The organism is Paenibacillus sp. PL91, assembly GCF_012935325.2.
Classification (GTDB): Bacteria; Bacillota; Bacilli; order Paenibacillales; family Paenibacillaceae; genus Pristimantibacillus.
On record NZ_JABBYG020000005.1, the window covers coordinates 67,878 to 92,152 of the forward strand.

General features: G+C 47.5%; 21 protein-coding genes. 15 read left to right on the forward strand and 6 right to left on the reverse strand.

Annotated features, from left to right (window positions below):
- Nucleotides 1-122 precede the first annotated feature (122 nt).
- The 6 genes from HI950_RS13665 (at nt 123) to HI950_RS13690 (ending at nt 8,972) form a co-directional block, all read left to right on the forward strand.
- Nucleotides 123-6,116, forward strand: a complete 5,994-nt coding sequence (locus tag HI950_RS13665; protein WP_169085347.1) for a WIAG-tail domain — start codon at nt 123-125, stop codon at nt 6,114-6,116.
- A gap of 191 nt (nt 6,117-6,307) precedes the next feature.
- Nucleotides 6,308-7,696, forward strand: a complete 1,389-nt coding sequence (locus HI950_RS13670) for a glycosyltransferase family 2 protein (protein WP_169085345.1) — start codon at nt 6,308-6,310, stop codon at nt 7,694-7,696.
- Between the two features lie 64 nt (nt 7,697-7,760).
- Nucleotides 7,761-8,048 carry a nucleoside-diphosphate sugar epimerase gene (locus HI950_RS13675; protein WP_169085343.1) on the forward strand — a complete coding sequence of 96 codons (288 nt, stop codon included), beginning with the start codon at nt 7,761-7,763 and terminating at the stop codon, nt 8,046-8,048.
- Nucleotides 8,049-8,075: 27 nt separating this feature from the next.
- Nucleotides 8,076-8,423 (forward strand): alpha-helical endospore appendage domain-containing protein, encoded by a 348-nt coding sequence (locus tag HI950_RS13680; protein ID WP_169085341.1) that lies wholly within the window; start codon nt 8,076-8,078, stop codon nt 8,421-8,423.
- On the forward strand, nt 8,420-8,734 hold the full coding sequence (locus HI950_RS13685; RefSeq protein ID WP_169085339.1) for a hypothetical protein: 315 nt from the start codon (nt 8,420-8,422) through the stop codon (nt 8,732-8,734). Before HI950_RS13680 ends, HI950_RS13685 begins: the two co-directional genes overlap by 4 nt.
- Nucleotides 8,721-8,972, forward strand: coding sequence for a hypothetical protein (locus HI950_RS13690; protein ID WP_169085337.1), 252 nt, complete (start codon nt 8,721-8,723; stop codon nt 8,970-8,972). Before HI950_RS13685 ends, HI950_RS13690 begins: the two co-directional genes overlap by 14 nt.
- A 71-nt stretch (nt 8,973-9,043) precedes the next feature.
- Here HI950_RS13690 and HI950_RS13695 read toward each other — a convergent pair whose 3' ends face one another.
- Nucleotides 9,044-10,051, reverse strand: a complete 1,008-nt coding sequence (locus HI950_RS13695) for a ketoacyl-ACP synthase III (protein WP_169085335.1) — start codon at nt 10,049-10,051, stop codon at nt 9,044-9,046.
- 158 nt (nt 10,052-10,209) lie between these two features.
- On the opposite strand from HI950_RS13695, the gene HI950_RS13700 reads away from it, so the two are divergent.
- The gene (locus HI950_RS13700; protein WP_169085333.1) at nt 10,210-10,935 is read left to right on the forward strand and encodes a YhcN/YlaJ family sporulation lipoprotein; all 726 of its coding nucleotides are present in this window, start codon (nt 10,210-10,212) and stop codon (nt 10,933-10,935) included.
- A gap of 218 nt (nt 10,936-11,153) precedes the next feature.
- Complete coding sequence (locus HI950_RS13705; protein ID WP_169085331.1) at nt 11,154-12,278, forward strand: hypothetical protein; 1,125 nt, start codon at nt 11,154-11,156, stop codon at nt 12,276-12,278.
- Between the two features lie 96 nt (nt 12,279-12,374).
- On the opposite strand, the gene HI950_RS13710 is transcribed toward HI950_RS13705, so the two are convergent.
- From HI950_RS13710 to HI950_RS13730, 5 genes are all read right to left on the reverse strand, one after another.
- The gene (locus HI950_RS13710) at nt 12,375-13,163 is read right to left on the reverse strand and encodes a glycosyltransferase (RefSeq protein WP_169085329.1); all 789 of its coding nucleotides are present in this window, start codon (nt 13,161-13,163) and stop codon (nt 12,375-12,377) included.
- A gap of 41 nt (nt 13,164-13,204) precedes the next feature.
- Nucleotides 13,205-13,894 carry a glycosyltransferase family 2 protein gene (locus HI950_RS13715; RefSeq protein WP_169085327.1) on the reverse strand — a complete coding sequence of 230 codons (690 nt, stop codon included), beginning with the start codon at nt 13,892-13,894 and terminating at the stop codon, nt 13,205-13,207.
- Complete coding sequence (locus tag HI950_RS13720) at nt 13,895-14,911, reverse strand: glycosyltransferase family 4 protein (protein ID WP_169085325.1); 1,017 nt, start codon at nt 14,909-14,911, stop codon at nt 13,895-13,897.
- A gap of 142 nt (nt 14,912-15,053) precedes the next feature.
- Nucleotides 15,054-15,743: a glycosyltransferase family 2 protein gene (locus HI950_RS13725; RefSeq protein WP_169085323.1), complete on the reverse strand. Its 690-nt coding sequence runs from the start codon at nt 15,741-15,743 to the stop codon at nt 15,054-15,056.
- Entirely contained in the window at nt 15,744-16,763 is a 1,020-nt protein-coding gene (locus tag HI950_RS13730; RefSeq protein WP_169085321.1) for a glycosyltransferase family 4 protein, read from the reverse strand.
- 206 nt (nt 16,764-16,969) lie between these two features.
- Here HI950_RS13730 and HI950_RS13735 point away from each other — a divergent pair, with 206 nt between their 5' ends.
- The 7 genes from HI950_RS13735 to HI950_RS13765 all read left to right on the forward strand — a co-directional run bounded on the left by HI950_RS13735 (nt 16,970) and on the right by HI950_RS13765 (nt 24,263).
- Nucleotides 16,970-17,962: a sugar phosphate nucleotidyltransferase gene (locus tag HI950_RS13735; RefSeq protein ID WP_169085319.1), complete on the forward strand. Its 993-nt coding sequence runs from the start codon at nt 16,970-16,972 to the stop codon at nt 17,960-17,962.
- Nucleotides 17,959-19,248, forward strand: coding sequence for a UDP-glucose dehydrogenase family protein (locus HI950_RS13740; protein WP_169085317.1), 1,290 nt, complete (start codon nt 17,959-17,961; stop codon nt 19,246-19,248). Before HI950_RS13735 ends, HI950_RS13740 begins: the two co-directional genes overlap by 4 nt.
- 163 nt (nt 19,249-19,411) lie before the next feature.
- The gene (locus HI950_RS13745; RefSeq protein ID WP_169085315.1) at nt 19,412-20,725 is read left to right on the forward strand and encodes a nucleotide sugar dehydrogenase; all 1,314 of its coding nucleotides are present in this window, start codon (nt 19,412-19,414) and stop codon (nt 20,723-20,725) included.
- A gap of 202 nt (nt 20,726-20,927) precedes the next feature.
- Nucleotides 20,928-21,644 carry a sugar phosphate nucleotidyltransferase gene (locus HI950_RS13750; protein ID WP_169085313.1) on the forward strand — a complete coding sequence of 239 codons (717 nt, stop codon included), beginning with the start codon at nt 20,928-20,930 and terminating at the stop codon, nt 21,642-21,644.
- Between the two features lie 2 nt (nt 21,645-21,646).
- On the forward strand, nt 21,647-22,642 hold the full coding sequence (gene rfbB, locus HI950_RS13755) for a dTDP-glucose 4,6-dehydratase (RefSeq protein WP_169085310.1): 996 nt from the start codon (nt 21,647-21,649) through the stop codon (nt 22,640-22,642).
- A 17-nt stretch (nt 22,643-22,659) separates the two neighbouring features.
- Nucleotides 22,660-23,115 (forward strand): dTDP-4-dehydrorhamnose 3,5-epimerase family protein, encoded by a 456-nt coding sequence (locus HI950_RS13760; RefSeq protein ID WP_169085308.1) that lies wholly within the window; start codon nt 22,660-22,662, stop codon nt 23,113-23,115.
- Between the two features lie 23 nt (nt 23,116-23,138).
- Nucleotides 23,139-24,263 (forward strand): CgeB family protein, encoded by a 1,125-nt coding sequence (locus tag HI950_RS13765; RefSeq protein WP_317618359.1) that lies wholly within the window; start codon nt 23,139-23,141, stop codon nt 24,261-24,263.
- Nucleotides 24,264-24,275 lie beyond the last annotated feature (12 nt).

The window sequence follows — 24,275 nt, forward strand, 5'->3', positions numbered from 1 at the left end:
CTCCTCGGTTTTTTTGCATGCGTCTTAGCCAGGCATACATATTTGTCTTCGCTCCTAGTAGCCAGCCCATAGGTATGTGCATATATTACCTATGACATTTCTGGTGGAAGAAGGAGAGGACTATGACAAAAAGCAATAAAGGGAAAAGCCCGAAGGGGCGAAAGCCGCTTTTTTATGTTGATAATCCGCATACTTCCGAGTTAAAGTGGCTGGATGAATTGAATAAAAAGAAAGCCGCTGCGTTAGAGGCAGCCAAGGCATCTTTGAAGGCTGCAGAGGAAAAGGAACAAAAAGCAGCGGAGGAGAGGGAACTAAAAGCAACGATTAATGCCGTTGCTCCTGTTCTTGATCAAGATGATGCTGTTGATGCTGTTGATGCTGTTGATGCAGTTGAAGCTGAACTCGCAACGATCGAGCAAGCGGAGAACGAAGAAACCGAAGAGCTTGTCGAGCAGATTCAAGAGATCACATGGGAAGAGAAGCAGGAGAGGATAGAGGAGAAAAAGGAGCCAGAAGGTCCACCCGCTTTTATTTATACAGATGACTTGGTCGATCTAGCCGTTACGGCTGAGAAAATCGCACCTGGCGCAATTGACAACAGCAAGCTGGCAACAGGTAGCGTGCACGCAAGCTCGCTTGCTGATTATTCCGTTCAGAGCATTCATCTGGAGGATGGAGCCGTTATTTCGTCCAAAATCGCAAGCGAATCGATTACAGGCGATCATCTGGTGAACCATTCGATATCCGGTGATAAATTATTGGATTATTCCATCTCAGGAAGCAAGCTTCAAAGCGGGAGCATCACGCCCGAGAAGCTGGCAGACCGCATGATCAGCACGGATAAAATTGCAGAAGGCTCCATTGAATCCAAGCACTTGAAGCCGTTTCTCATTACATCAGAGCTGCTGGCTGACCAGTCGGTAACAGCCGATAAAATTAAAAGCGGAGCAATCCGTCCGGAAAATTTGGCAAATGAAAGTGTTAATAATTCAAAGCTGGCCGAAGGAGCTGTAACGCACTCCAAGCTTCGGGATGCAGCCGTAACAAGCGAGAAAATTGCAGCGGAATCGATTGACTCCGAGCATTTGAAGCCTGGCGCACTGCTTGCTGAGCATGTTTCGGTTGGCATCATTCTGGGAAAGCATTTGGCCCCAGGCGAAATCATGGCAGAGCATCTGGCAGAGGGCGCAGTCGGAACAAGGGAGCTGGGAACAAAAGCAGTCAAAGCCGAACAATTGGCGGACGAATCGGTGTCTTCATCCCACCTTCAAGCAGCGTCTATTCTGAGCACGCACATCGGAAACGGACAAATTACAAGCGAGCATCTCGCTGATCAGTCTGTCAATACGACGAAGCTGGCGGATCAATCGGTCTCCACGATGAAGCTTGTCGATCATTCGATTACGCAATCGAAGCTTTCGGATCAAAGCGTGAACGCCCAGAAGCTGGCCAATGATTCGGTGCAAAGCCGGCATTTGGGAAATAGAAGCATCATCTCCGACAAAATAGCCGATAATCAAATACTGCAATCCCATATATCGGCAAAGTCGATCACAACAAAGCATATCTATCCAAACGCCATCTTAAGAGAACATTTGCAGAACGGTATCATCAACGAGGATAAGCTCGCATCTCAAGCGGTTAGAGAAGAGCATATCGGCTTTGAGGCTGTGGGAATGTCACAGCTGGCGAACGAATCGGTTTCACGGAGCAAGCTGACAGTGGATGCTGTCGACGGTTCCATTCTTGCGAACAGCTCGGTTGAATCGCGGCATTTGCAGGATGAGATTGTAACCTTCCAGAAGCTCTCGCCGGAAGCGCTGAGATCATACCATTTTTCGGCGGGCTCCGTAAAGGGTGAAGCGATTAGTAAGGAAGCAGTCGACGGCGAGCATCTAAAGCCGGCTATTATTGAAGGACGCCACCTCGCGACTGATTCCGTCGATAATGCGAAGCTGCTGGACGGCTCGGTAACTAGCAGCAAGCTGGCGCATGGTGCCGTATCCGAGCGTTATATCGCGCCAGGTGCCGTGTTCTCTCATCATTTAGCCGATCATGTCGTGAACTCGCTCAAGCTTTCGCCGGAGTCGGTCACTACCGATAAGCTGACGGACCTAAGCGTCTCCTCCGAGAAGCTTGCCGACGGCAGCGTAACGAGCGCCAAGCTTGCGCCTCATGCCGTATTGTCCAGCCATCTTGCGATTAAATCGGTGTCATCGCAGCATATCCAGCCCGACTCGATTCGCTCGGCCCATATTGAAGCCAGGGCAATTGGAGCTAGCCATCTTGCCGATCAATCCATTGGGCATGATTCGCTGCAGGATGGCGCCGTTACTGCTGCTAAGCTTGCCTTTGGCGCAGTGCAGTCGAAGCAGATCGCTGACGAAGCAGTGCTGAGCCGTCATTTGGGGGGCGCATCCGTGCTCGGCATTCACCTTGGGGAAGGCAGCGTGCATGGCGCTCATTTGGCTAATGATTCGATTACGTCCGATAAGCTTACTGAGGGAAGTGTTGGTGCTGCACAGCTCCAAAAGGGCTCTGTAGGCGCAGATGTGCTTGGCAGCGGAGCAGTCGGTCCGGATCATATTACGGATGGTGCGGTTACCTCGGGGAAAATAGCCCCTCTATCGATTGGCGCCAAGGCGCTTCAACCGGAATCGGTGTATGCCGTTCATTTGACAAAAGCCAGCATTGGTGAGCAAGCGCTTCAGGATGAATCGGTAACAAGAGCAAAGATCGCGCAGGATTCGGTAGCAAGCGAGCATGTTCAGCTTGAGTCGCTGGCAGGCAAGCATTTGAAGTCGGATACGATTCAAGGCTATCACATTCGCAAAGGCACGATAACGCTAGCCCATTTGGCCAGCGATGTGCTGGCTTTCGATAAAATAGCCGATGAAACGATACACGGAAGCAAGCTTAAGCAAGGGACGGTCGGCAGCAAGCAGTTATCGGTTAATAGCGTTAGAACGGAGCAGTTGAATGACGGTGCCGTAACGCGTGAGAAGCTTGCGGCTGATGCAATCGGCACGAAGCAGATCGCACCAGGCGCAGTTGGGGAAGAGCAGCTTGCGGAGGGCAGCGTTACATCGTCGAAGCTGGCATTTGGCAGCGTAGGCGCGGATCAGCTGTCAGCAGGCAGCGTAACAACATCGAAGCTTGCGGAAGGCAGCGTAGGAGCGGATCAGCTGTCAGCGGGCAGCGTAACGTCATCTAAACTCGCGCTGGACAGTGTAGAAGCCGAGCATTTGGCAGCAGGCAGCGTAACGATCTCCAAGCTGGCGGAAGCAAGCGTTGGAACGGAGCAACTAGCTGATACTAGCGTAACGTCAGCAAAGCTAGTGTCGGGCAGTGTGGAAGCGGAGCATTTGGCAGCAGGCAGCGTAACGGTCTCGAAGCTGGCGGAAGCAAGCGTTGGAACGGAGCAACTAGCTGATACTAGCGTAACGTCAGCAAAGCTAGTGCCGGGCAGTGTGGAAGCGGAGCATTTGGCAGCAGGCAGCGTAACGGTCTCGAAGCTGGCGGAAGCAAGCGTAGGGACGGAGCAATTAGCTGAAAATAGCGTAACGTCAGCAAAGCTAGCGCTAGGCAGTGTGGAAGCGGAGCATTTGGCAGCAGGCAGCGTAACGATCTCCAAGCTGGCGGAAGCAAGCGTTGGAACGGATCAATTAAAGGATGACGGCGTAACAGCCGAGAAGCTAGCGCTGGGCAGTGTGGAAGAGAAGCATTTGGCAGCAGGCAGTGTAACGATCTCAAAGCTGGCGAAATCAAGCGTAGGGACGAAGCAATTAACGGATGACAGCGTAACGTCATCGAAGCTTGCGCCGGGCAGCGTGGAAGCGGAGCATTTGGCAGCAGGCAGCGTAACGATCTTAAAGCTGGCGAAAGAAAGCGTAGGAACGGAGCAATTAATCGATACCAGCGTAACAGCAAGAAAGCTAGCGTTAGGCAGCGTGGAAGCGGAGCATTTGGCAGCAGGCAGCGTAACGATCTCGAAGCTGGCGGAAGCAAGCGTAGGAACGGAGCAATTAATTGATGATAGCGTAACGTCATCCAAGCTAGCGCCGGGCAGTGTGGAAGCGGAGCATTTGGCAGCAGGCAGTGTAACGATCTCGAAGCTGGCGGAAGCAAGCGTAGGAACGGAGCAATTAACGGATGACAGCGTAACGTCATCCAAGCTGGCGCCGGGCACTGTGGAAGCGGAGCATTTGGCAGCAGGCAGCGTAACGATCTCGAAGCTAGCGGAAGCAAGCGTAGGAACGGAGCAATTAACGGATGACAGCGTAACGTCATCCAAGCTAGCGCCTAGCAGTGTGGAAGCGGAGCATTTGGCAGAAGGAAGTGTAACGTTCTCGAAGCTAGCGGAAGCCAGCGTTGGAAGGGGGCAATTAAAGGATGATAGCGTAACGTCATCCAAGCTGGCGCCGGGCAGTGTGGAAGCGGAGCATTTGGCAGCAGGCAGCGTAACGTACTCAAAGCTGGCGGAAGAAAGCGTAGGAACGGAGCAATTAAAGGATGCCAGTGTAACAGCCGAGAAGCTAGCACCGGGCAGTGTGGAAGCGGAGCATTTGGCAGCAGGCAGCGTAACGTTCTCGAAGCTAGCAGTAGCCAGCGTTGGAACGGTGCAATTAAAGGATGACAGCATAACGTCATCCAAGTTAGCGCCGGGCAGTGTGGAAGCGGAGCATTTGGCAGCAGGCAGCGTAACGTTCACAAATCTGGCGGAAGAAAGCGTAGGAACGGAGCAGTTAAAGGATGCCAGCGTAACAGCCGAGAAGCTAGCGCTAGGCAGTGTGGAAGCGGCGCATTTGGCAGCAGACAGCGTAACGATCTCCAAGCTGGCGCAAGCAAGCGTAGGAACGGAGCAATTAACGGATAACAGCGTAACGGAAAAGAAGCTTGCCATCGAGAGCGTAGGTACAGAACAACTGGCGCCAGGCAGTGTAACATCGTCGAGGCTTGCGCCAGGCAGCGTGACCTCGTCGAGGCTTGCGCCAGGCAGCGTAGGAACGGAGCAGCTTTCAACAGGAAGCATAACGACGTCGAAGCTGGCGCTAGGCAGCGTAGGGACAGAGCAGCTGTTTACAGGGAGCGTAACCTCGTCGAAGCTGGCGCTTGGCAGCGTAGGAACGGAACAGCTCGCTGAAGGAAGCGTAACGGCGTCGAAGCTGGCATTCGGAATCATAGGGACGCAGCTGTTGTCCACGGGCAGCATAACGACATCGAAGCTAGCACTCGGCAGCGTAGGAACGGAGCAGCTGTCAGAAGGCAGCGTAACGACATCGAAAATCGCGCTCGGCAGCGTAGGAACAGAGCAGCTTTCAACGGGGAGCGTAACTTCGTCGAAGCTAGCGCTTGGCAGCGTAGGAACGGAGCATCTATTAGCCGAAAGCGTTACGACTGTGCAACTGGCACTTGGCAGTGTAGAAACGGAGCATTTATCAGCCGAAAGCGTCACATCATCGAAGATAGCACCTGCCAGCATAGGACCAGAGCATCTAGCTGCGGAAAGCGTCACATCATCGAAGTTGGCCCTTGGCAGCGTAGGCGAGGAGCATCTGATTAACGGAAGCGTGACCTCGTCGAAGCTGGCCCTTGGCAGTGTGGGGACGGAGCAGCTGTCAGCAGGCGGCGTGACCTCGTCGAAGCTCGCAGTAGGAAGCGTAGGAACGGAGCAGATAGCACCGGGGAGCATTACGGCGGATAAGCTTGCAGCCGGGCTTCTGCCGGAGTACTCGCTGGGCTTAGCAACGATACAATCGGAGCATGTTGCTGATGGAACCATAGCTGGCAGGCATATACAGGAGCAGTCGATTGAGCTCTCAGCCTTGCGATTTACGCCGATTATTACGACCTCAGGCGGAGGTGTCGTTAAGCAGCAATTCGGGCTTGCGCCCTACAGCTTTGATATTCAAGCGGAGCAAGTCGAGCTGATTATTCCATTCGAGGAGCCGTTCGCGGACAATCGGTACGTTATAACGGTGACGACTGACAATCCGGCTTGTTATGCGGTTGTTCATTCAAAAGCGGCAGATAAAGCAGCTATCATCATCATCCGTACACGCATCAGTCACGAGCCTAGAGGCAGCATCAACTGGATTGCGATTGGCAAAGCATAATAGATGCAAGAAGCATGCTGTCCCGCAAGGTCTGAAAAGACCCAAGGGACAGCTGTTTTATTTTTAGCGCAAACGGAAACTATTGAAGTCATTTCTGCATAAGCTGTACGCTTGCCGTTGCGGATATAGCTTCTCTACATACGATATGATGTTGAACCGAACAATCATATGATGGATTGGAGAGATTACCGATGAGACGCAAAAAAAGGCCGTTTCGACGTCTCAACAGCAATGCCGGCTTGCGCAATAACACGGAGAAACGATTGGAGAGGTATAAGCTGGGCATAAGTCAAGGCTATCAGCAAGGACTGCAGGCTGGTATAGAAAGCTATGGTACCTTTTTCGAAGGCACTAGCATTATCATTCCGAGTGAAAATGAGGTTGAATCGGTAAAAGCATGTATCGAAGGCATAATGGATCATACCGATCTTCCCTATGAAATCATCGTTATTGATAATAACTCTGCGGATGGCATCGAGCGTTATTTAAGTCAATTGGATGGCCAAGTGAGATATCGGATTCTATCAGAATCAATCGGTTTTACTGGCGCAGCGAACATAGGCTTTATGATGGCCAAAGGAACGACAATTTTGCTGCTGGACAATCATATTCAGCCTACCGAAAACTGGCTTGAAAATTTACTTCTATGTTTGAACAGCGATGCAAATATAGGGATAGTAGGACCCGTATCTAAGGGACTGAGCGGAAAGCAGCACATGGAGCTGCCCCTCGACGATTTGGAAGATAAGTATGAATCTGCAAGAATCAACAATAAAAGCGACTCGTCCAAGTGGCATCAAGCCGAGCGACTTACGGACGGCTGCATGTTGTTTCGGCGCGAGCTCCTGGAGAGGGTTGGCTATTTGGATGAAGGCTGCCAAGAGAAGCCGTTTTATGCGGATGACTATGGCTTGCGAGTGAGATTGCAAGGCTTTTCGCTCGTTTATGCTAGAGATGCATATGTTCATCTAGCGGAGCAGGAGGAAGAGAGAGCAGCTCTTCGTTCGATTGAAAAAGCGCATCATGATTCGAGTCTCTATTTTGCAAATAAGTGGAGCGGGATAGATCCTGTCATTTTAGATATGGAAGCGTCTGCATATAGGCAGTGCAAATGGCTTCAAGAGCTGGAGACTGCAAGCTGCCAGCGGCTTGGGGAGTCTGCCTTTTACCCGCAGCATTTGGCTGTGAAAGGACTTGGCGAGACGATTTATTGGATTGAGAATAGCGTTAGAAGACCAATCGACGGAATATGGGAGGAGACGGCTATTCGCTTGTCGCAGCTTGACTTATGGCGCTGGGCAATGGGCGAGCCGATTCCTGCGGAAGCATTGTCTGCTTTTAAAAGCTCAAACCGTGCAAAAGATCATGTGGCGCTGCGAGATGGCATGTTGTGCGAGGGTACGAATGGGAGCAGCTATTACCTAGAAAACGGCAAAAAACGCGCCATTATAAGCAGGCTTGCTGCCGAAGGCTGGGGCCTCGACGCACATCAGCAAACGAAGCTGTCTGAGGCGGAGTTAAGCGCCATCCCGGATGGTCTGCCAATAATTGCGCCTATAAAGCTGCTTCAAGCTTTGTAGCCTGCAATCGAGTACCACCGATGCGGGGGACGCATATGTTATAGAAGCAAGGAGGGAGAGTTCCATGCACAAAAGAGTTACGGAGATCATACACCATATGGCTCATACCAATGAACAGCTGGCTCTAATCCTCGAGTCAGAACGTCATGTGACGGTTCGGATTTCAGAAGTCGTACAGTCGCTTCCGAACGAATATCCGAATTTCAGCGGAGTATCCGGTGTGCTGGAAAGTGCGCAGGCGGTGGGGCAGAATATCATCGCTTATTTAAATAGCATCGCGGATTTTGAGGAAACGATTGCTGAGCAGCTTACTTTCGTGATACGTGAGCTAAATGAAGCGGATGAAGAATGATGAGCTTATAAGGAGGCTTTGCTTGAGATGAATCGCGAACATGCATATTTGCGAATGCTAAGCTCAACGGCTAGTATACAAAAAAATATAGCGATAATGCTGGAAGCCAAAGCGTTGGAGGCCGAAAAAACGCGATCCTGGATCTGCAACCACTTGCATAGCGATAATTTCAACTCGCAGCAAGCGCAGCTGGATCAGTCACTGCAGATGCATGATCAGGTCATTGAGGCAATCGATGGGATCGCCAAGGTGAATCATGGTATTGTATCCATAATGAAGGCTGTACTGCAGCAGGAGGAAGAAGAATCCGAGGGGTATGGGGAATCAATGCCTTCGCTTGGCAATGGCATCTCATTCGGTAACAAAAACCAATGAGCAGCGTTAGGACGGAACGTGAGGCAAGAGCGGACCTTCTTGCTTCGCTTGCAAGAAGCCAACAAGCGCTTGCCCGTATTTTGGAGTGCGTGGCCGATGTGACGGGCAGCTCACAAGATACGGCTAAGCTTCTTCGGGATAATGTACGATCGCTTACCGGTTTGCAGGAAACGATTGCAGAGGCGGTTACAGGCCTTGCATGGCGCAGAAGGGTGAAGCGAAAGGGAACTCCAACGAAGCCGTGGCTTCAGCCTAAGCTGCCAATTTATGGCGTTCAATGGTCAGGGGGAGAAGCCGTTGCTGAAAAATAAGCGGAAAGCCGCCCCGAGCTCGAAGGACAGTCCGAAGGGATCGCGCAAGCGAACGAGCCGGAGAAATTCGATTGTAAAAAAGACGCTCCATCGCCGCAAGCCGCTGCTTAGGAAGCGGTTTTCACAGAAGGAGAACGAGCAAGCAGAGTTTGGGCAAACCTTTAATATCGGCTATAATACCGGGTTCGCCAAAGGATTTGAAGACGGACATCAGGCCGCCTATGAGAAGCGGACTTAATGAATAGAAACCCTATAATCAATCGCTGCCGTGTCGCGCAGTACGATTGACTATAGGGCTTCTTTTTTATTTTACAGGGACCACCGAAGGATGACGCCGGCTTGCGTAAGGCCTCCACCAAAGCCATACAGGAGCATGAGCTGGCCTGGCTTCACAGTACCTGCTTTGACGGCTTCGTCGATAGCAAGCGGTATAGAAGCTGCTGAGGTGTTACCGTAAAGGTTAATGCTGGATAACGTCTGGCTTAGCAAGAAGCCGGTCCGCTCGCAAAGAGATTCGATGATTCGCATATTTGCGCTGTGGGGAATGAACCAATCGATATCGGCTGCGGAATGGCCGCTGCGCTCTAGAAGCTGCTGAACTCCTTCCGCTACATGGCTGACTGCCCAGCGATAGACTTCCCGGCCATTTTGCACAATATACCCGTTCGTATGAATGTCATGCTCCCCGATTGCAGAAGCTAAGCTGCTGCGGTAAAGCAGATGGCCGCGGGTACCGTCGGTCTTATTATACACGGCAGCAACATCGCCATGTCCGTCCTCAGACGCTTCTATGAGGAATGCGCCTGCTCCGTCGCCAAACAAAATACAAGTCGTACGATCGGTGTAATCGGTAATTTTGGACAGCGTTTCCGCTCCTATTACTAAAATTTTGCGATGTGCCCGAGAAAGCAGCAAGCCGTTGGCCAATTGTATGGCGGCGGCAAAGCCTGCGCATGCAGCTTGTATATCGGCTGCTCCTGCGCTCGTGATGCCGAAATGAGACTGCACCTGCGACGCTACGCTCGGAAACACGGCATCTGGCGTTGACGTAGCTACAATAATGTAATCGACGTCGGTAACGCTAACGTCGTAGCGTTCCATCATGTTACGGATAGCGGCAAAGCAAAGATCGCTAGTAAATTGGTTGTCTGCGGCAATATGACGCTCCTTGATGCCGGTTCGCTGCATGATCCATTCGTCGCTCGTCTCCACTAGCTTCTCCAAATCAGCATTTGTTAATATTCGTTCAGGAACGTACGAGCCGATAGCGGTAATAACGGCATTCGAATGAATGGCAGCATTTTGTGTTGTGTTCATACGGAGCACTTCCTCTCATGATTAGTACCAAGTACTAGTAGTTGATACTAATTTACTTTATCCCTTCGTCTTTGTCAATGAGATGAATAGCGCGTACGGAAAAGACAAACGATAAGAAAAGGTTCGAGGCCTAATTTAAAAAGATGGAGGGTGGCTAAATGCGCAAACAAATCGCTGCTTTGACTGCAGGCTTGTTGCTAAGCACATTGCTTTCTGGCTGCATGGAAAAACAAGGTGACCTTGGGAATAAGAACATCCGCTCAAACAGCATAAGATATGATGCAAATGGCAATTTATTAAAGGATAAACGGTTTGCCCATGATCAAATGAATGAAATGAACCGCGTGAACGGACGCAGGCTCAACAGCAATAACGTCATTGGCTCGCATAAAAATTATCGAATGGAAATGAGCGAGGCAATCGCAAAGAAGATTACGGATATGGGTGCAGTGAAATCCGCTTACGTGTTGCTGACCGATCATAATGCATATGTCGCTGTCTCGTTAGATGAGGATCAGCCTAAGGTTGAATCCAAAATGATGAGCCGTACAAATAGCGGTTATATGGGCCAAGAGGGCGCAAGGATCAGCAGACGAATGAGCAGCTTATCTACGGGACATCATATGCTTACTAATCAAATTAAGGATGAAATCGCAAAAGAGGTTAGACGTTTAAAGCCTGGCGTTGAGCATGTATACGTCTCCGCTAATCCGGATTTTGTGGGTCGAATGAATGCTTATATGAACGACGTCAAGCTCGGACATCCGATTCAAGGCTTCATTGCAGAGTTTAATGCGATGGCAGAGCGGATATTCCCAGCTAAGTCAGATGACAAGAACATGGAGACCAGAAGCATAAAGGACAGACGGATGATCTACGATTAATTCTAATAAAATACAAGGACAATCAATGGCTCGAGGACTACTGTTCTTGAGCCTTTTTATTTGAAATCTATTTCTATATTCCAATTCTTTTTTATATAAATCTAGACTCGTATATGTTGCTTATGAAACTAGTCAAACATAGTATATGACAAGAGAGGAGATGGTTGAACAACCGTGAATGACAATCGACTACAACTGTTTAAACGGGGTGGAGCAGCATGATCATTGGAACGGTTTCTAGTGCCAGTCTCCTGCCCAGCGCGATGATATTGGCTAAATCAGCCAAAAACCAAATGCGAGATTGCAAGGTCGTAGTAGGAATAATCGAAAGTGCGATGCCAAGCGAAGCGCTCATATGCCCTTATTTTGACGAGGTTGTTCTGATAAGAGATTTGGTTACGTACCCTGACATGCAAAAGTTCTTTTTTCAATATACGGCACAGGAAGCAGTGCGGGCTTGCAGGGCGCCATTAATGAAATACATGTATGACAAATATACGCAAGAGCCATTAATGGTCTATATGGATGCGGAAACAAAGGTTATATCGCCACTTGAGGAGCTATCCGCCATTGCCGAGAATCATCCTATTATTTTAATAGGCAATGTCATTCGCCTGGAATCATTGGATCTGGATTGGTTGTCCAGCACTCGCCAAAGAGGCATTTACCATTCGGGATTTCTAGCGTTAAAACGTCACCCTGCTGCCGAGCGCTTTGTAGCGTGGTGGAGCAGGCTAAGCGAAAACTACTGTTATTATGACGATAGCCATAAAAGGTATGCGGATCAAGCATGGCTTGATCTTACGCATACGCTCTTCGAGGATGTGTATGCGCTGCGGCATTCGGGATACCTCGTGACTCCAGGTAATATAATGGAAAGATGGAATGTGCATCAAGCTTCGCCTCATGCTTATACGATAGATAATCAGCCTCTGCGCTCCCTTCTTTTATCTAGTGATTTTTTACCGGCAACCTCTTGGATCGATTCAGATAGAGGAGAGCTGTACGGAAGTTTATTCCATGAATATAGCAATGAGTTAATAGGAATGAAGCAGCAAGCGATGAGCAACGTGCCTTGGAGCTACAGCATTTTCTCAAGCGGCGAAACAATTACGGATCAAACGAAAGAAATATTCCGCCGCTATTACTACGAAAATCCCGAAATAGAAAACCCGTTCTCGCTATCGAACGCTTATTTTACAGGAGTGCAAAAAAGCGAAGGCGTACCTCCCGTACCGATTCGGCATCCGAGAAGCAAGTTAGAAGCACAGGCCAGAAAAAGAAGGCTAGGTCATAAAAAAAGATATTCGCATCGTAAAAAGCGCCGATCATTTAGCATTTAAATGACGCGTGAATATAAAATAAAAACGAGCTTTAGAATCGCTTCTAAGGCTCGTTTTGTCATGTCATTGATACTTATTGTATTCGTTTATCAGCATTCAAGACTGCGAAGCGGGCAAGCTTTTGTATTTAAAACGAGCAGGGAGCATATGCTGCTTGTTCAGCTTATTCAGCGATTTTATAATATACGGCTTGAAGTCGCTCGTACGGATTATGCTGGCGTTTTTGTCTGTCAGCAATTGCTTGTCAGTTACTTTCCACGTATGTGAAAGGTTATTGACTCTGCGGTAGGCTACAAAATTATAAGGAGTGGTTGTGTACAACCGATATCCGTTGTTTAAACAAGCGCGAACAAATCTAACGTCGGTGCCTTGATGCACATTTTTGGCAAATTGAACCTTCTCGAACACTCTTCTGTGGAACATGATCGTCGCTCCGGCGATTTTTTTACATCGATTGAAGGGAGGGACCGACGTTTTGCGAAGCAATAGCTTGGATCTATGGGGAAAAAAGAAATAACAGGAGCGCTTGCCGACGACATCCGCTTTTGAGCTTGCGAACAGATGCATAGCTTCAGATAGATAATAAGGCGAGTAATAGTCGTCATCGTCAAATTTGGCGATATAATTGTATTTGGCTTTGGAAACGCCATAATTGAGACAAGCCCCCAAGTTTTTTTGCTGGTCGGCGCGATAGACGCTGACATTTGAATATTGCAGCGCCTTCTGCTTATAAGGGTTTAATGAAATGCTGTTTTTGTTGACAATAATAATGAGCTCTTTCTTATTCCACGTCTGGCGGGCAAAATTAAGAAAAATATGATGGATATGCTCCGGCCGAATGGTCGAGGTTATAATAGATACGCCTTCATTCGCCATGCTCCACATCTATCGAGCACCCTCCCCCGTAACTGCCTTATGCGGTTAGATTAAGAAATGAATTTTGTAAAGTCAGTCGTATAACGGACCAGCTTGCAATAATCCATATATATTTTGGTGCTGTTCTTTTGTGTGTGAGATTCAACATTTTTTCTTCTGACGCAAACATAATTCTTTTTGGACACAGAGTAAATTTTGTATCCTTTTTTTCTGCACCTGAAAGTCCACTCCGAATCGGTGCCCACCGCTCTATTCTCAGGAAACTTCACTTTTCTCCATACCGATTTTTTGAAAAGCAGCGTTCCTCCCTTAATGGACCTTTGATACGACCGCTCGCTTCCGGCACGGAACACCATGAGTGCTTTTGTTTCCTCAAAATAGAGATAGGAGGTGGTTTTGCCGACGATGCTGGCTTTGCCTGCCCTAAGCGCTTGTATGGATTCCCTTAAATAGTTTGGGCCGTAATAATCATCGTCATCAAACTTAGTAATTATTCCGTTCTTCGCTCTGGCGATGGCAAAGTTTAAACATTTGCCCAGCATATACTTTTGCGGAAGCTTATAGACCCTAACTTGGTTATTGGGGTACTGGCTCGCCCGTTCCTTCCACAGCTTGATATCCATGTCATCCTTATTCAAAACAATAATCATCTCTTTGTCCTGCACATCCTGCCGATTATAGTTGGCGAATACATTATCCATATAAGAGGATCTCATCGTGCATGCGATAATGGTTACCACTTATTTCAGCCCCTTGCCTAGACGTTTGGATTTTTGTTTATGCCAAACGGAATTTTTCATTATTTTATATTTCTTCTCGTTTATAATTTTTTTGTACAGCTTTAAAAACTTGTCAGTCATGGAGCGGTCGGAGAAATTTTTTTTGACATAGCTTCTGCAAGCGCGGGCTGAAGGGAACTTTGATCGATTCTGGACTTTTTTTACCATATCCTTCGTATTGCTGCAAAGCAGCTGCGGCAATCCGTGCAGCACTTCCGGTACGGCGCCGCCTTTCTTGAAGCCGAGCACAGGAGTTCCGCTGGCGAGCGCTTCAATCAGAACGAGACCAAATGGCTCATCCCAAGTGGACGTAAAGAGCACGCAGCTTGCACGAGACAGCAGATCCATCTTCTTGCTGCCGCCAACTGGCCCTATATAGCGAATGTGTTTGTTCAAGTGAGGCTTAATTTTAGCATTAAAATATTTTTGATCATTTATGGGGCCTGCCAGTATAAGGTCTTTTCCGGTTTTTTTAGCAACCTCGACTGCATGATGAACGCCTTTTTGCCTGATGATCCGGCCTAGAAATAGCAGATAGCCCTTTTTCTTTTTTCGAAATCGGTAATCTTTAACCCGAATGCCGTTATGCACATAGTAGCCTATATTTTTACCGTATTTTCGCAAAATCGTATTGCTCACATATACAGGGATTTGCACGCCGGATACGCCCTTGGAATGCGAGCTTCGTATGGTTGGAATGGGAGGGTTGGATTTGGCTACGATGCCGTAATGATCATGAATGAAATCGACATCGCTGGGGAGATTTTTTTTTATAAATGCGAGCTGCTCATTCCGGTCATTGGACGGATATTCGAAGGTTTGGGTAGAGCGGGCTGTGGAGCCTTTTTTCGCGAACAAAATGACTTTATGTCCGCGCCGAACGAGCTCTTCGGTAAGATAATGAACCTCCCGCTGCGTGCCTCCGTAATCTTTTGGTGGAACTGGTATCGTATTGGTTGATATTTGTGCTATCTTCAAAATCGCACAGCTCCCTTAGTTTAGAATCTACAAGCATTTCATCTTAGAATATGAAAGCTGTTCCGCGCATGACACGGACTTTTCATTTGTTGGGCATTGCTTGGCAGACTATGGCATGCAGCAAGGCAAACGAATGAGTAGACTAAGAAATATACTTTGCAAAGTGACGGGTATAACGGACTAGCTTGCAATGGGACATATATCTTTTTGTGCTCTTTTTTTGCGTATGCGAGCCAATATTTTTTCGTCTTATGCAGACGTAGTGCTTTTTGGAGACGGAATAGATTTTAAACCCTCTTCTTCTGCATCTGCCAGTCCATCCAGAGTCGGTGCCTACCAGCTTGTGCTCAGGAAATTTCACTCTTCTCCATACCGATTTTTTAAAGAGAAGCGTTCCTCCCTTAATGGATCTTTGATACTTCTTCTCTCCTCCTCTACGGAAAACCATAAGCGCTTTTTTCTCTTCAAAGTAAAGATAGGAGGTATGCTTGCCGATAATGTTTGCTTTTCCTTTCTTCAACGCCCTGACAGACTCTCTTAAATATTTTGGAGCATAGTAGTCATCGTCATCAAACTTGGCTATAATGCCTTCCTTTGCCATGGAGATGGCATAGTTCAAGCATTTGCCCAGCTTATATTTCTGCGGCAGCTTATAAACCCTCACTTCGTTGTTGGGATACTGGTTTGCTCTTTCTTTCCAAGCTTGAAGATCCATATTGTTTTTGTTCAAAATAATAATCATTTGTTTGTCCTTCCATGTTTGCCGGTCATAGTTGGCGAACACGTTATCCATATACGCGTTTCTCATCGTGCATGCAATAATGGTTACCATTTAGCTCAGCTCCTCGATTTCGTTATTGGCCTTCGCCTTGCGCCTATTCCATAAAGAATTTTTCACAAGCTTGTATTTTTTGCTTTTAATAATTTTTTTGTAGAGCTTGAGAAAGTTGTCGGTCATGACGCTGTCAGAGAAGTGAGTTCTTACGTATCGCCGGCATGTATAGGCGGAGGGCAGCTTTTTTAGGTGTCGGATTTTTGAGATCATCCCCTTGGTATTTCTGCAAAGCAGCTGCGGCAGCCCCTTTAGAACCTCCGGTACGGCGCCTTTCTTGAAGCCAAGGACGGGCGTGCCGCTTGCGAGCGCCTCGATAAGAACAAGGCCAAACGGCTCATCCCAGGTGGAAGTAAACAGCACGCAGCTTGCACCTGCCAGCAGTTCTTGTTTCTTGCTCCCGCCGACTGCCCCCACATAGCGAATTTTTTTATTTAAATGAGGTTTAATTTTTGAATTAAAATATTTTCTATCATATAAAGGACCTGCAATGATCAATTTTTTTCCGGTTTTCTGTGCGATCTTGATCGCGAGATGGACGCCTTTTTGCTCGATTAGCCGGCCCAAAAATAACAGATAATCGCTTTTCTCCTTTTGAAATTGATAATCTTCAACCCGGATGCCGTTGTGCACGTAATAGCCTTTGTTTTTACCGTATTTTCTCAAAATCGTTTTACTTACATAGATCGGGATTTGCACGCCGTCGACACCCTTTGAATGGGAGTTCCGAATGGTAGGGATGGGCGGGTTGGCTTTGGCTACAATACCGTAATGATCATGAATGAAATCGACGTCGTCTGGGAGGTTCTTTATTATAAAATCGAGCTGTTTCTTGCGATCATTGGATGGATATTCAAAGGTTTGAGTAGATTTCGCTGTAGAGCCTTTCTTGGCGAACAAGATGACTTCATGTCCGCGACGAACCAGTTCCTCGGTTAGATAATGTACGTCACGCTGCGTGCCGCCATAGTCTTTAGGAGGGACTGTAATGGTATTAGTCGATATTTGTGCAATTTTCAAAGTCGCACAGCTCCTTTAGGTTAGTATCTATAAGGCATCACATCGTAGGATATGTATGGTCATCTGTTCATGGCACGGCGTTTTCATTAGATGGCAGCAGTTCTTTTCCGCACCTAATCTATTAATTTATATTGCTCGGCCTACACCAATAGCAGCTCCTTTTCATAGGATGATAGAAATTGATTTTTTAATAGGGGAGATGCGTTTTGAAAGGACTTATTCTCTGTGCTGGCAAAGGGACTAGGCTGTATCCGTTCACCCTCAAACACCCAAAAACGCTCATACCTGTAGCGAACACTCCCATTTTGCAATCCTGTATTGAGAAGTTAACAGAGCAAGGAATTAGGGAGATCGGGGTTGTCATCCATCCGTCACAGGAATTTGATATCCGTGAACAATTTGGCTTGGGAGAAGGAATGCATGTCACGATCACTTATATTTACCAGTATGAGGCGAAGGGAATCTCGGATGCGTTGAAGCAGGCACAATCGTATATCGGAGATGAAGCTTTTTTGTTGTTGCTGGGTGACAATTTAATTTCGGATCATTTAACAGAATTGAAAAATGACGTAGAGGAACGAGGCAGCCATGCATCGCTGCTGCTGGCGGAGGTTGCGAATCCGCAGGATTACGGCATTGCGGAGGTGCTGAAGGATCGTATCGTACGGCTTGAAGAGAAGCCTCCTGTTCCCAAGTCAAAGCTCGCCGTCTTAGGCGCGTATGCCTTTAAGGGGTCGATCTTTACTGCAGTTCATGCTATCAAGCCCTCAGCAAGAGGCGAATATGAAATTACGGACGCCATTCAATGGATGATCGATCAAAGCCTGCCTGTAACCTATCACTTGACGGATAAGCTGAACATGGATGTTGGCACATTAGAGCGGTGGTTGGAGTCCAATCAAAAAATGCTGGATGAGATGCCGAGTCATAAGGCTATTCATGAATCGGTCACTCTAAGCAATTGTACGATTATAGAGCCTGTATCCATTGCGAAGGGAAGTGTGTTGAAGGATTGTGTCATTGGGCCGTATGTCTCGATCGGAGAAAACTCGCATATCGAGAATTGCCGAATAGAGAACAGCATTATTTTGAGTGGCGTACATGTGCAGCACATTTCTCATTTGTTGAAAAATACGGTCATTGGTTATCAATCCGTCTTGTCGGGGTCGCATGTTAGGAAGGAGGGGGAAAGCCAATGAATATACTAGTAATTGGTACAGGTTATGTAGGCTCGACTACAGCTATGGTATTTGCCGAGCTAGGCTGGCAAGTGACGGGACTTGATACCGACGCACATAAAATTAAGCAGCTGGAGCAGGGCTTGCTTCATTTTTACGAGCCAGGACTCGAAGCGCTGCTCAGGAAGCATATACAGTCCGGGCAAATAAAATTCACTACTAATAAAGACCTTGCCATTCAAAGCAATGATCTCATTTTTATTTGCGTCGGAACGCCTTCTCGTCCAGATGGCAGCGCAGATATGCGCTATGTGAAGCAGGTAGCCGAGGATATCGGCCAGAAGATGAATGGCTATAAGCTGGTTATAACGAAAAGCACCGTTCCCGTAGGGACGCAGGAGCAGATTACCGCTTGGATTGGCGCCGCACAGGAACAGCCGTATCCTTTCGACGTAGCCTCAAACCCGGAGTTTCTGCGTGAAGGAAAAGCTGTGCTTGATGCTTTAAATCCGGATCGCATTATTATCGGCTCCAATAGCAAACGTGCTACAAATCTGCTTCAATCGCTTTACCAGTCCGTCAAATGCCCCGTTGTCATAACCACGCCTAGAACAGCTGAGCTTATCAAGTACGCTTCAAACGCATTTTTAGCCAACAAAATATCTTTTATTAACGAGCTTGCTAGACTTTGCGACGCCATCGACGTCAATGTGAAGGAAGTATCGAATGGAATGGGACTCGATCCCCGAATAGGCGCTAGCTTCCTGCAGGCTGGAATCGGATACGGCGGATCATGCTTTCCGAAGGATGTCTCTGCCTTAATTTTGACGGCAAAGCAAAATAGTATCGAGCTGTCTGTATTGGAGAAGGTCGTACAGGTCAATCAAACGCAGCATGCGTACCTGATCGATAAAACGAGAGAGCGTTTAGGAAGTCTTGCTAATAAAAAGATAGCGATACTAGGCTTGGCATTCAAGCCAGATACAGACGATATCCGGGAAGCTCCGGCTCTTCGAGTAATCGAAAGCCTGCTGAGCGAACAGGCTCAAATCATGCTGTATGATCCCGTTGCCGTTCTCCCGAATAGCGCTGCATATAAAGCCGTCACCGAATGCTCTCAGCTGGAGGAAGCGCTGCAGGATGCCGATGCCGTTTTGATGTGCACGGAATGGCCGATTTTCAGAAAGATAGATTGGGCACAAATGAAAGCAGTGATGAACCAGCCGAATGTATTCGATGGACGAAATATGCTGGATGCGCAAGACATGCGAGCGCTCGGATATTTTTATCAAGGGATAGGGTTTTGATGAGAAAGCTTGAGCAATCAAGCTTTTTCTTTTTTTTTTATTGAGGACGATCGGTGCTGAACGAAAGTAAATTCGGCAGAAACTGTCCAATCCATTTCTATTTTTTGTTCATATATTATTTAAGTTATTCAAAGCAGCTAGAAAGAGGGCGAAATCATAGAATATGAGCAAGGAACAATATGTTAATACCAAGGAAGAGACGCGAACGGTAGCGATTGTTGGGATGGGCTATGTTGGCCTTCCGTTAGCTTTGCTATTTGTGCAAAAGGGATTTCATGTGCTGGGCATTGATTTGGACCGTCAAAAAATGAAGATGCTTAATGAAGGAATCAGCTATTTAACGGATATTCAAGATGAAGTCATTCAGGCCGCGTTGTCATCAGAACGCTTTACGCCTTCCAATCATTATAATGGCTTGCATGAGGCCGAAGCTATTATCATCTGTGTACCGACTCCGCTAACGTCGCATAGAACGCCTGATTTAAGCTATTTGACCCAAGCTGCGATTGAAATAAGCTATAGATTGAACAAGGGCCAGCTTGTCATATTGGAGAGCTCCACTTATCCAGGGACTACGAGTGAAGTATTGGTTCCCATTCTTAGCCAATTCGGTTTAAAGGTGGGCACGGATTTTTATGCAGGCTATTCACCGGAGCGGCTGGATCCCGGCAATGAGAAGTATCAGGTGCAAAACATTCCTAAGATTATCAGCGGCACAACATCAAGCTGCAAAGCGAGAGTGGAAGAATTGTACGGGCAAGTATTTGACCAGATCCATTCGGTTTCTTCTACGGATGCAGCAGAAATGACAAAGATCTTGGAAAATTCGTACCGACTGATCAACATTTCCTTTATGAATGAGATGGCGATGATATGCGATGAGCTTAAGCTGAATGTATGGGAAATTATCGATGCGGCCAGCACCAAGCCGTTTGGCTATACCCCCTTCTATCCCGGACCTGGAATCGGCGGACATTGTATTCCGGTCGATCCTTCTTATTTGGTATGGAAAATCAAACAAACCGGAATAAATTCCGATTTTATACAAATTTCAAATGCAATTAATCGTACGATGCCGAGCTATATTGTTCGGCAGCTCGAGAAGCATCTTGCCCATCAAACGTTATCGAATAGCCATATAATCGTTTATGGCGCTGCGTATAAGCCAGACATAGCAGACTACCGGGAATCTGCCTCCACGAAGCTCATCCAATTGCTGCAGCAAGAAGGAGCGATCGTTTCGTACCATGACCCTTTCGTTCCTACCTTGCAGCTTGAAGGCCTTAAGCTTCAGAGCACACCGCTCACTGAAGAGGCGCTTAATAAAGCGGATTGCGTCATTATTGCCACGAATCATTCAAGCTTGCCCTTATCTTATTTAATAGAGCATGCCTCCTTTATATTTGATACGCGCAACGTAAGCAAAGGGATATCGGGCAAAGCGAAAATCGTGAGACTCGGAGGAGGAGATGATTGAGTGCGGAAAGTCGTTCTATTCTATCCTTTTTTGCTTAATTTAGACAAAATGTAGGGTTTCCTAGTGATCTAGGCAAACATAGTATAAGTCAAGAGAGGAGAAAGGCAAGTAACTGTGTATGACATTTGCCGGTATTATGCGAAACATTTAATAGTAGCAAATGAGCAAACTATGAAAATAGAAGCTGAAAGGAGATGACCCTTTGAAAGGAGTCATATTAGCAGGAGGTACAGGAACGCGTCTGCGTCCCCTTACTAACTTGATGAATAAGCATCTTCTTCCCGTTGGAAAATACCCGATGATCTACTATGCAATAAAAAAACTGGCAGATGCTGGCATTCAAGATATTTTGCTCGTGATAGGCAAGCAATCCGCCGGTATGTATGTGGATTACTTGGGAAGCGGCAATGATTTTGGCGTTCGTATCACGTATAAAATTCAGGATCAAGCAGGCGGAATTGCTGAGGCATTATCACTCGCCTCTGATTTTATCGAAGCCAATGAAAAGTTCGTCGTGCTGCTGGGCGACAATTTGTTTACGGATAGTCTATTGCCCTTCGTTCAAGAGTTTCAGTCTCAGCCAGAGGGAGCGAAGGTCATATTAAAAATGGTCGACGATGCACGGAGGTACGGCGTTCCTGTCATTGAAGGAGCTATCATTAAGTCCATTTTGGAGAAGCCAGAAAATCCTCCATCGAACTACTGCGTAACCGGCATTTATATGTATGACAATGAAGTGTTCGAGCTTGTTGCCCAGATAGACCCTTCTTCAAGAGGCGAGCTCGAAATTACGGATGTCAACAATCTATACGCTGCGAAGGGCGTTCTGACCTATAACGTGATGAACGGATGGTGGACGGATGCAGGGACGATGGAATCTCTGCATGAGGCTGGCGCAAAGTTGAAGGAAGGTGAATAACGATGAGGCTGCTTATTACCGGAGGTATGGGGTTTATTGGAAGCAACTTTGTTTTGCATATGCTGCGCCAATATCCTGACTACCAAATTTATAATTTGGATTTGCTCACCTATGCATCCCATATCGACAATTTATTAGAGGTGGCTTCATTACCAAACTATCATTTTATCCAAGGAGACATTTGCGATAAGCAGCTCCTCTCCCAATTGATGAACGAGGGTATAGATGCCGTCATTCATTTTGCGGCTGAATCGCATGTCGACAGAAGCATTGACAATCCGTTCGCCTTTGTGGACACAAACGTGCAGGGCACGCTAGCTCTTCTTGAGGCTGCAAGAGTGCATAAGGTTAAACGCTTTGTACAGGTGTCCACGGATGAGGTATACGGCTCGCTTGGAGGAAGCGGTTATTTCTCCGAAACGACGCCGCTTGCGCCAAATAGTCCTTATTCTTCCAGCAAAGCGGGCGCGGATCTGCTGGCGAGGGCTTACTTTCACACGTACGGCCTGCCTGTCATGACGACACGATGCTCTAATAATTACGGGCCGCGTCAATTTCCCGAGAAGCTTATTCCGCTTACGATATTACGCGCACTGAACAATGAAGGGATTCCGCTGTACGGAGACGGTCTGAATATTCGGGACTGGCTTTATGTGGATGATCATTGCAGCGCTATTGATCTGGTTCTTCATCATGGCGGCCCAGGGGAAGTGTATAACATCGGCGGGCACAATGAGTATACCAATATTGCTATTATTCGCCGCATCCTTGCCGAGCTTGGCAAGCCGGAATCGCTTATCCACTATGTGAAGGACCGCTTAGGCCATGACCGCCGTTATGCTATAAACGCTGCGAAAATTAGAAAAGAGCTGGGCTGGGTTCCGAATCATCATTTCGAAAGCGGAATTCAGAAAACGGTGGAATGGTATGTGGACAATTTGCAGTGGCGGAACAAAATTGCTGCAGGCACGCATAACAAAAACAATACGTTACTTTAAGGGAGGTTGAATGGACGATGATCGAAGGAGTACGGAAAAAGATACTTAAAAAACATAGCGATGATCGTGGTTTTTTCATGGAGCTTCTGCGCCGGGATGACGACATTTTCGGTGAATTTGGCCAGGCATCGTTGTCCAAATCCTATCCGGGTGTCATCAAAGCCTTTCATTACCATAAGAAGCAGGACGATATTTGGTATTTTCCATTCGGCAACGCTCAGGTCGTTCTACATGATATGAGAGCGGACTCCGCTACATTTGGCCAAACCGATGTTTATTACATGGGGGAGGAAGATCCGTTTCTGCTGTTCATCCCTAGAGGTGTAGCTCATGGCTATCGTGTGCTTGGGCAGGAGCCTGCCTATATAATGTATGTGACCAATATGGCTTATGATCCTGCTGACCCTGACGAGTATCGTTTTGCTTATGATGATCCAAATATCGGATTTGATTGGAATACGAAAAATCGTTAAGGGATGGGGAGAAAATGATACGCGTGAAATCCGGACGAAAGCAAGGCTATCTTTCCACATGGAATAAGGGATTTCAAGCCGGCAACAACGATGGCCTTGCCAAAGGGTGGAATGCCGGATATCGATTAGGGAGATCACAAGGCATTTTTGCAAAAATAGGAGAGGCGGCTTTCCCCCTTTTTTCTTACAAGGTACTCTATGTCACTGCCGGAATTGGAGATCCATATCCAGCGCTGGATCAAGCGATAATCGACGCTTTAAGCAAAGTGGTTACGGGAGTATTTTCGATGAGCCCCGCAGACTCGGTCGTAGCCGCAGCGGAGCTTCATCAACCGGATATCGTACTTGTGCTTAATGGAGTTTCCCTATCTGTTGATCGGGTCGATGAGCTTCGAGCGCGCGGCTTTCGAACAGCGGTTTGGTTTACTGACGATCCTTATTATACGGAATGGACGGTCAACATCGCGCCGCATTACGACGTTGTATTTACTTTAGAGTTGAATTGCGTTCCTTTCTATCAATCGGTTGGATGTAAGCAGGTTTATTACTTGCCGTTTGCAGTTAGTCCAAAGCTCTATCAGCCAACTGCCGTCGAACCTGCCATGCAGACAGACATTTGCTTTATCGGTACTGCCTTCTGGAATCGTGTCCGGTACATCGATCAGCTCACGCCTTACCTCCTTGGCAAGCGTACGTTTATCTCAGGCTTGTGGTGGGATCGCTTGAAAAATTATCGCCAGCTTTCATCCTATATAAAGCTTGGGGAGTGGATGCCGCCGGAAGAGACTGCGCGTTATTATAATGGCGCCAAAATGGTCATCAATCTTCATCGGCCCGTTGTTGATGAGATGAATCGAATCGGCATGCCCATTCAAGCAAGCTCCGTAAACCCAAGGACCTTCGAAATTAATGGCTGTGCAACGCTGCAGCTAGTTGACGCTCGTTCTGAGGTTGCTCAAATGTATGAGCCAGATAAGGAAATCGTCATTTTTCATTCGCCTGAGGAGCTTCGCCATAAGCTCGAATATTACTTGACGCATGAAGAGGAGCGGCGGGAAATTGCACTGAGCGGCTACAAGCGCACACTGCAGCAGCATACGTATGTTCATAGACTGCATCAAATGATCGCTATACTCATTCAAAACTAAAAGAATCAAGCC

Bases quoted from the DNA above. Each gene is read 5' to 3' on its own strand.
- HI950_RS13665 (WP_169085347.1), top strand. From the start codon at position 123: ATGACAAAAAGCAATAAAGGGAAAAGCCCGAAGGGGCGAAAGCCGCTT.
- HI950_RS13670 (WP_169085345.1), top strand. From the start codon at position 6,308: ATGAGACGCAAAAAAAGGCCGTTTCGACGTCTCAACAGCAATGCCGGC.
- HI950_RS13675 (WP_169085343.1), top strand. From the start codon at position 7,761: ATGCACAAAAGAGTTACGGAGATCATACACCATATGGCTCATACCAAT.
- HI950_RS13680 (WP_169085341.1), top strand. From the start codon at position 8,076: ATGAATCGCGAACATGCATATTTGCGAATGCTAAGCTCAACGGCTAGT.
- HI950_RS13685 (WP_169085339.1), top strand. From the start codon at position 8,420: ATGAGCAGCGTTAGGACGGAACGTGAGGCAAGAGCGGACCTTCTTGCT.
- HI950_RS13695 (WP_169085335.1), bottom strand. From the start codon at position 10,051: ATGAACACAACACAAAATGCTGCCATTCATTCGAATGCCGTTATTACC.
- HI950_RS13700 (WP_169085333.1), top strand. From the start codon at position 10,210: ATGCGCAAACAAATCGCTGCTTTGACTGCAGGCTTGTTGCTAAGCACA.
- HI950_RS13705 (WP_169085331.1), top strand. From the start codon at position 11,154: ATGATCATTGGAACGGTTTCTAGTGCCAGTCTCCTGCCCAGCGCGATG.
- HI950_RS13710 (WP_169085329.1), bottom strand. From the start codon at position 13,163: ATGTGGAGCATGGCGAATGAAGGCGTATCTATTATAACCTCGACCATT.
- HI950_RS13725 (WP_169085323.1), bottom strand. From the start codon at position 15,743: ATGGTAACCATTATTGCATGCACGATGAGAAACGCGTATATGGATAAC.
- HI950_RS13740 (WP_169085317.1), top strand. From the start codon at position 17,959: ATGAATATACTAGTAATTGGTACAGGTTATGTAGGCTCGACTACAGCT.
- HI950_RS13745 (WP_169085315.1), top strand. From the start codon at position 19,412: ATGAGCAAGGAACAATATGTTAATACCAAGGAAGAGACGCGAACGGTA.
- rfbB (WP_169085310.1), top strand. From the start codon at position 21,647: ATGAGGCTGCTTATTACCGGAGGTATGGGGTTTATTGGAAGCAACTTT.
- HI950_RS13760 (WP_169085308.1), top strand. From the start codon at position 22,660: ATGATCGAAGGAGTACGGAAAAAGATACTTAAAAAACATAGCGATGAT.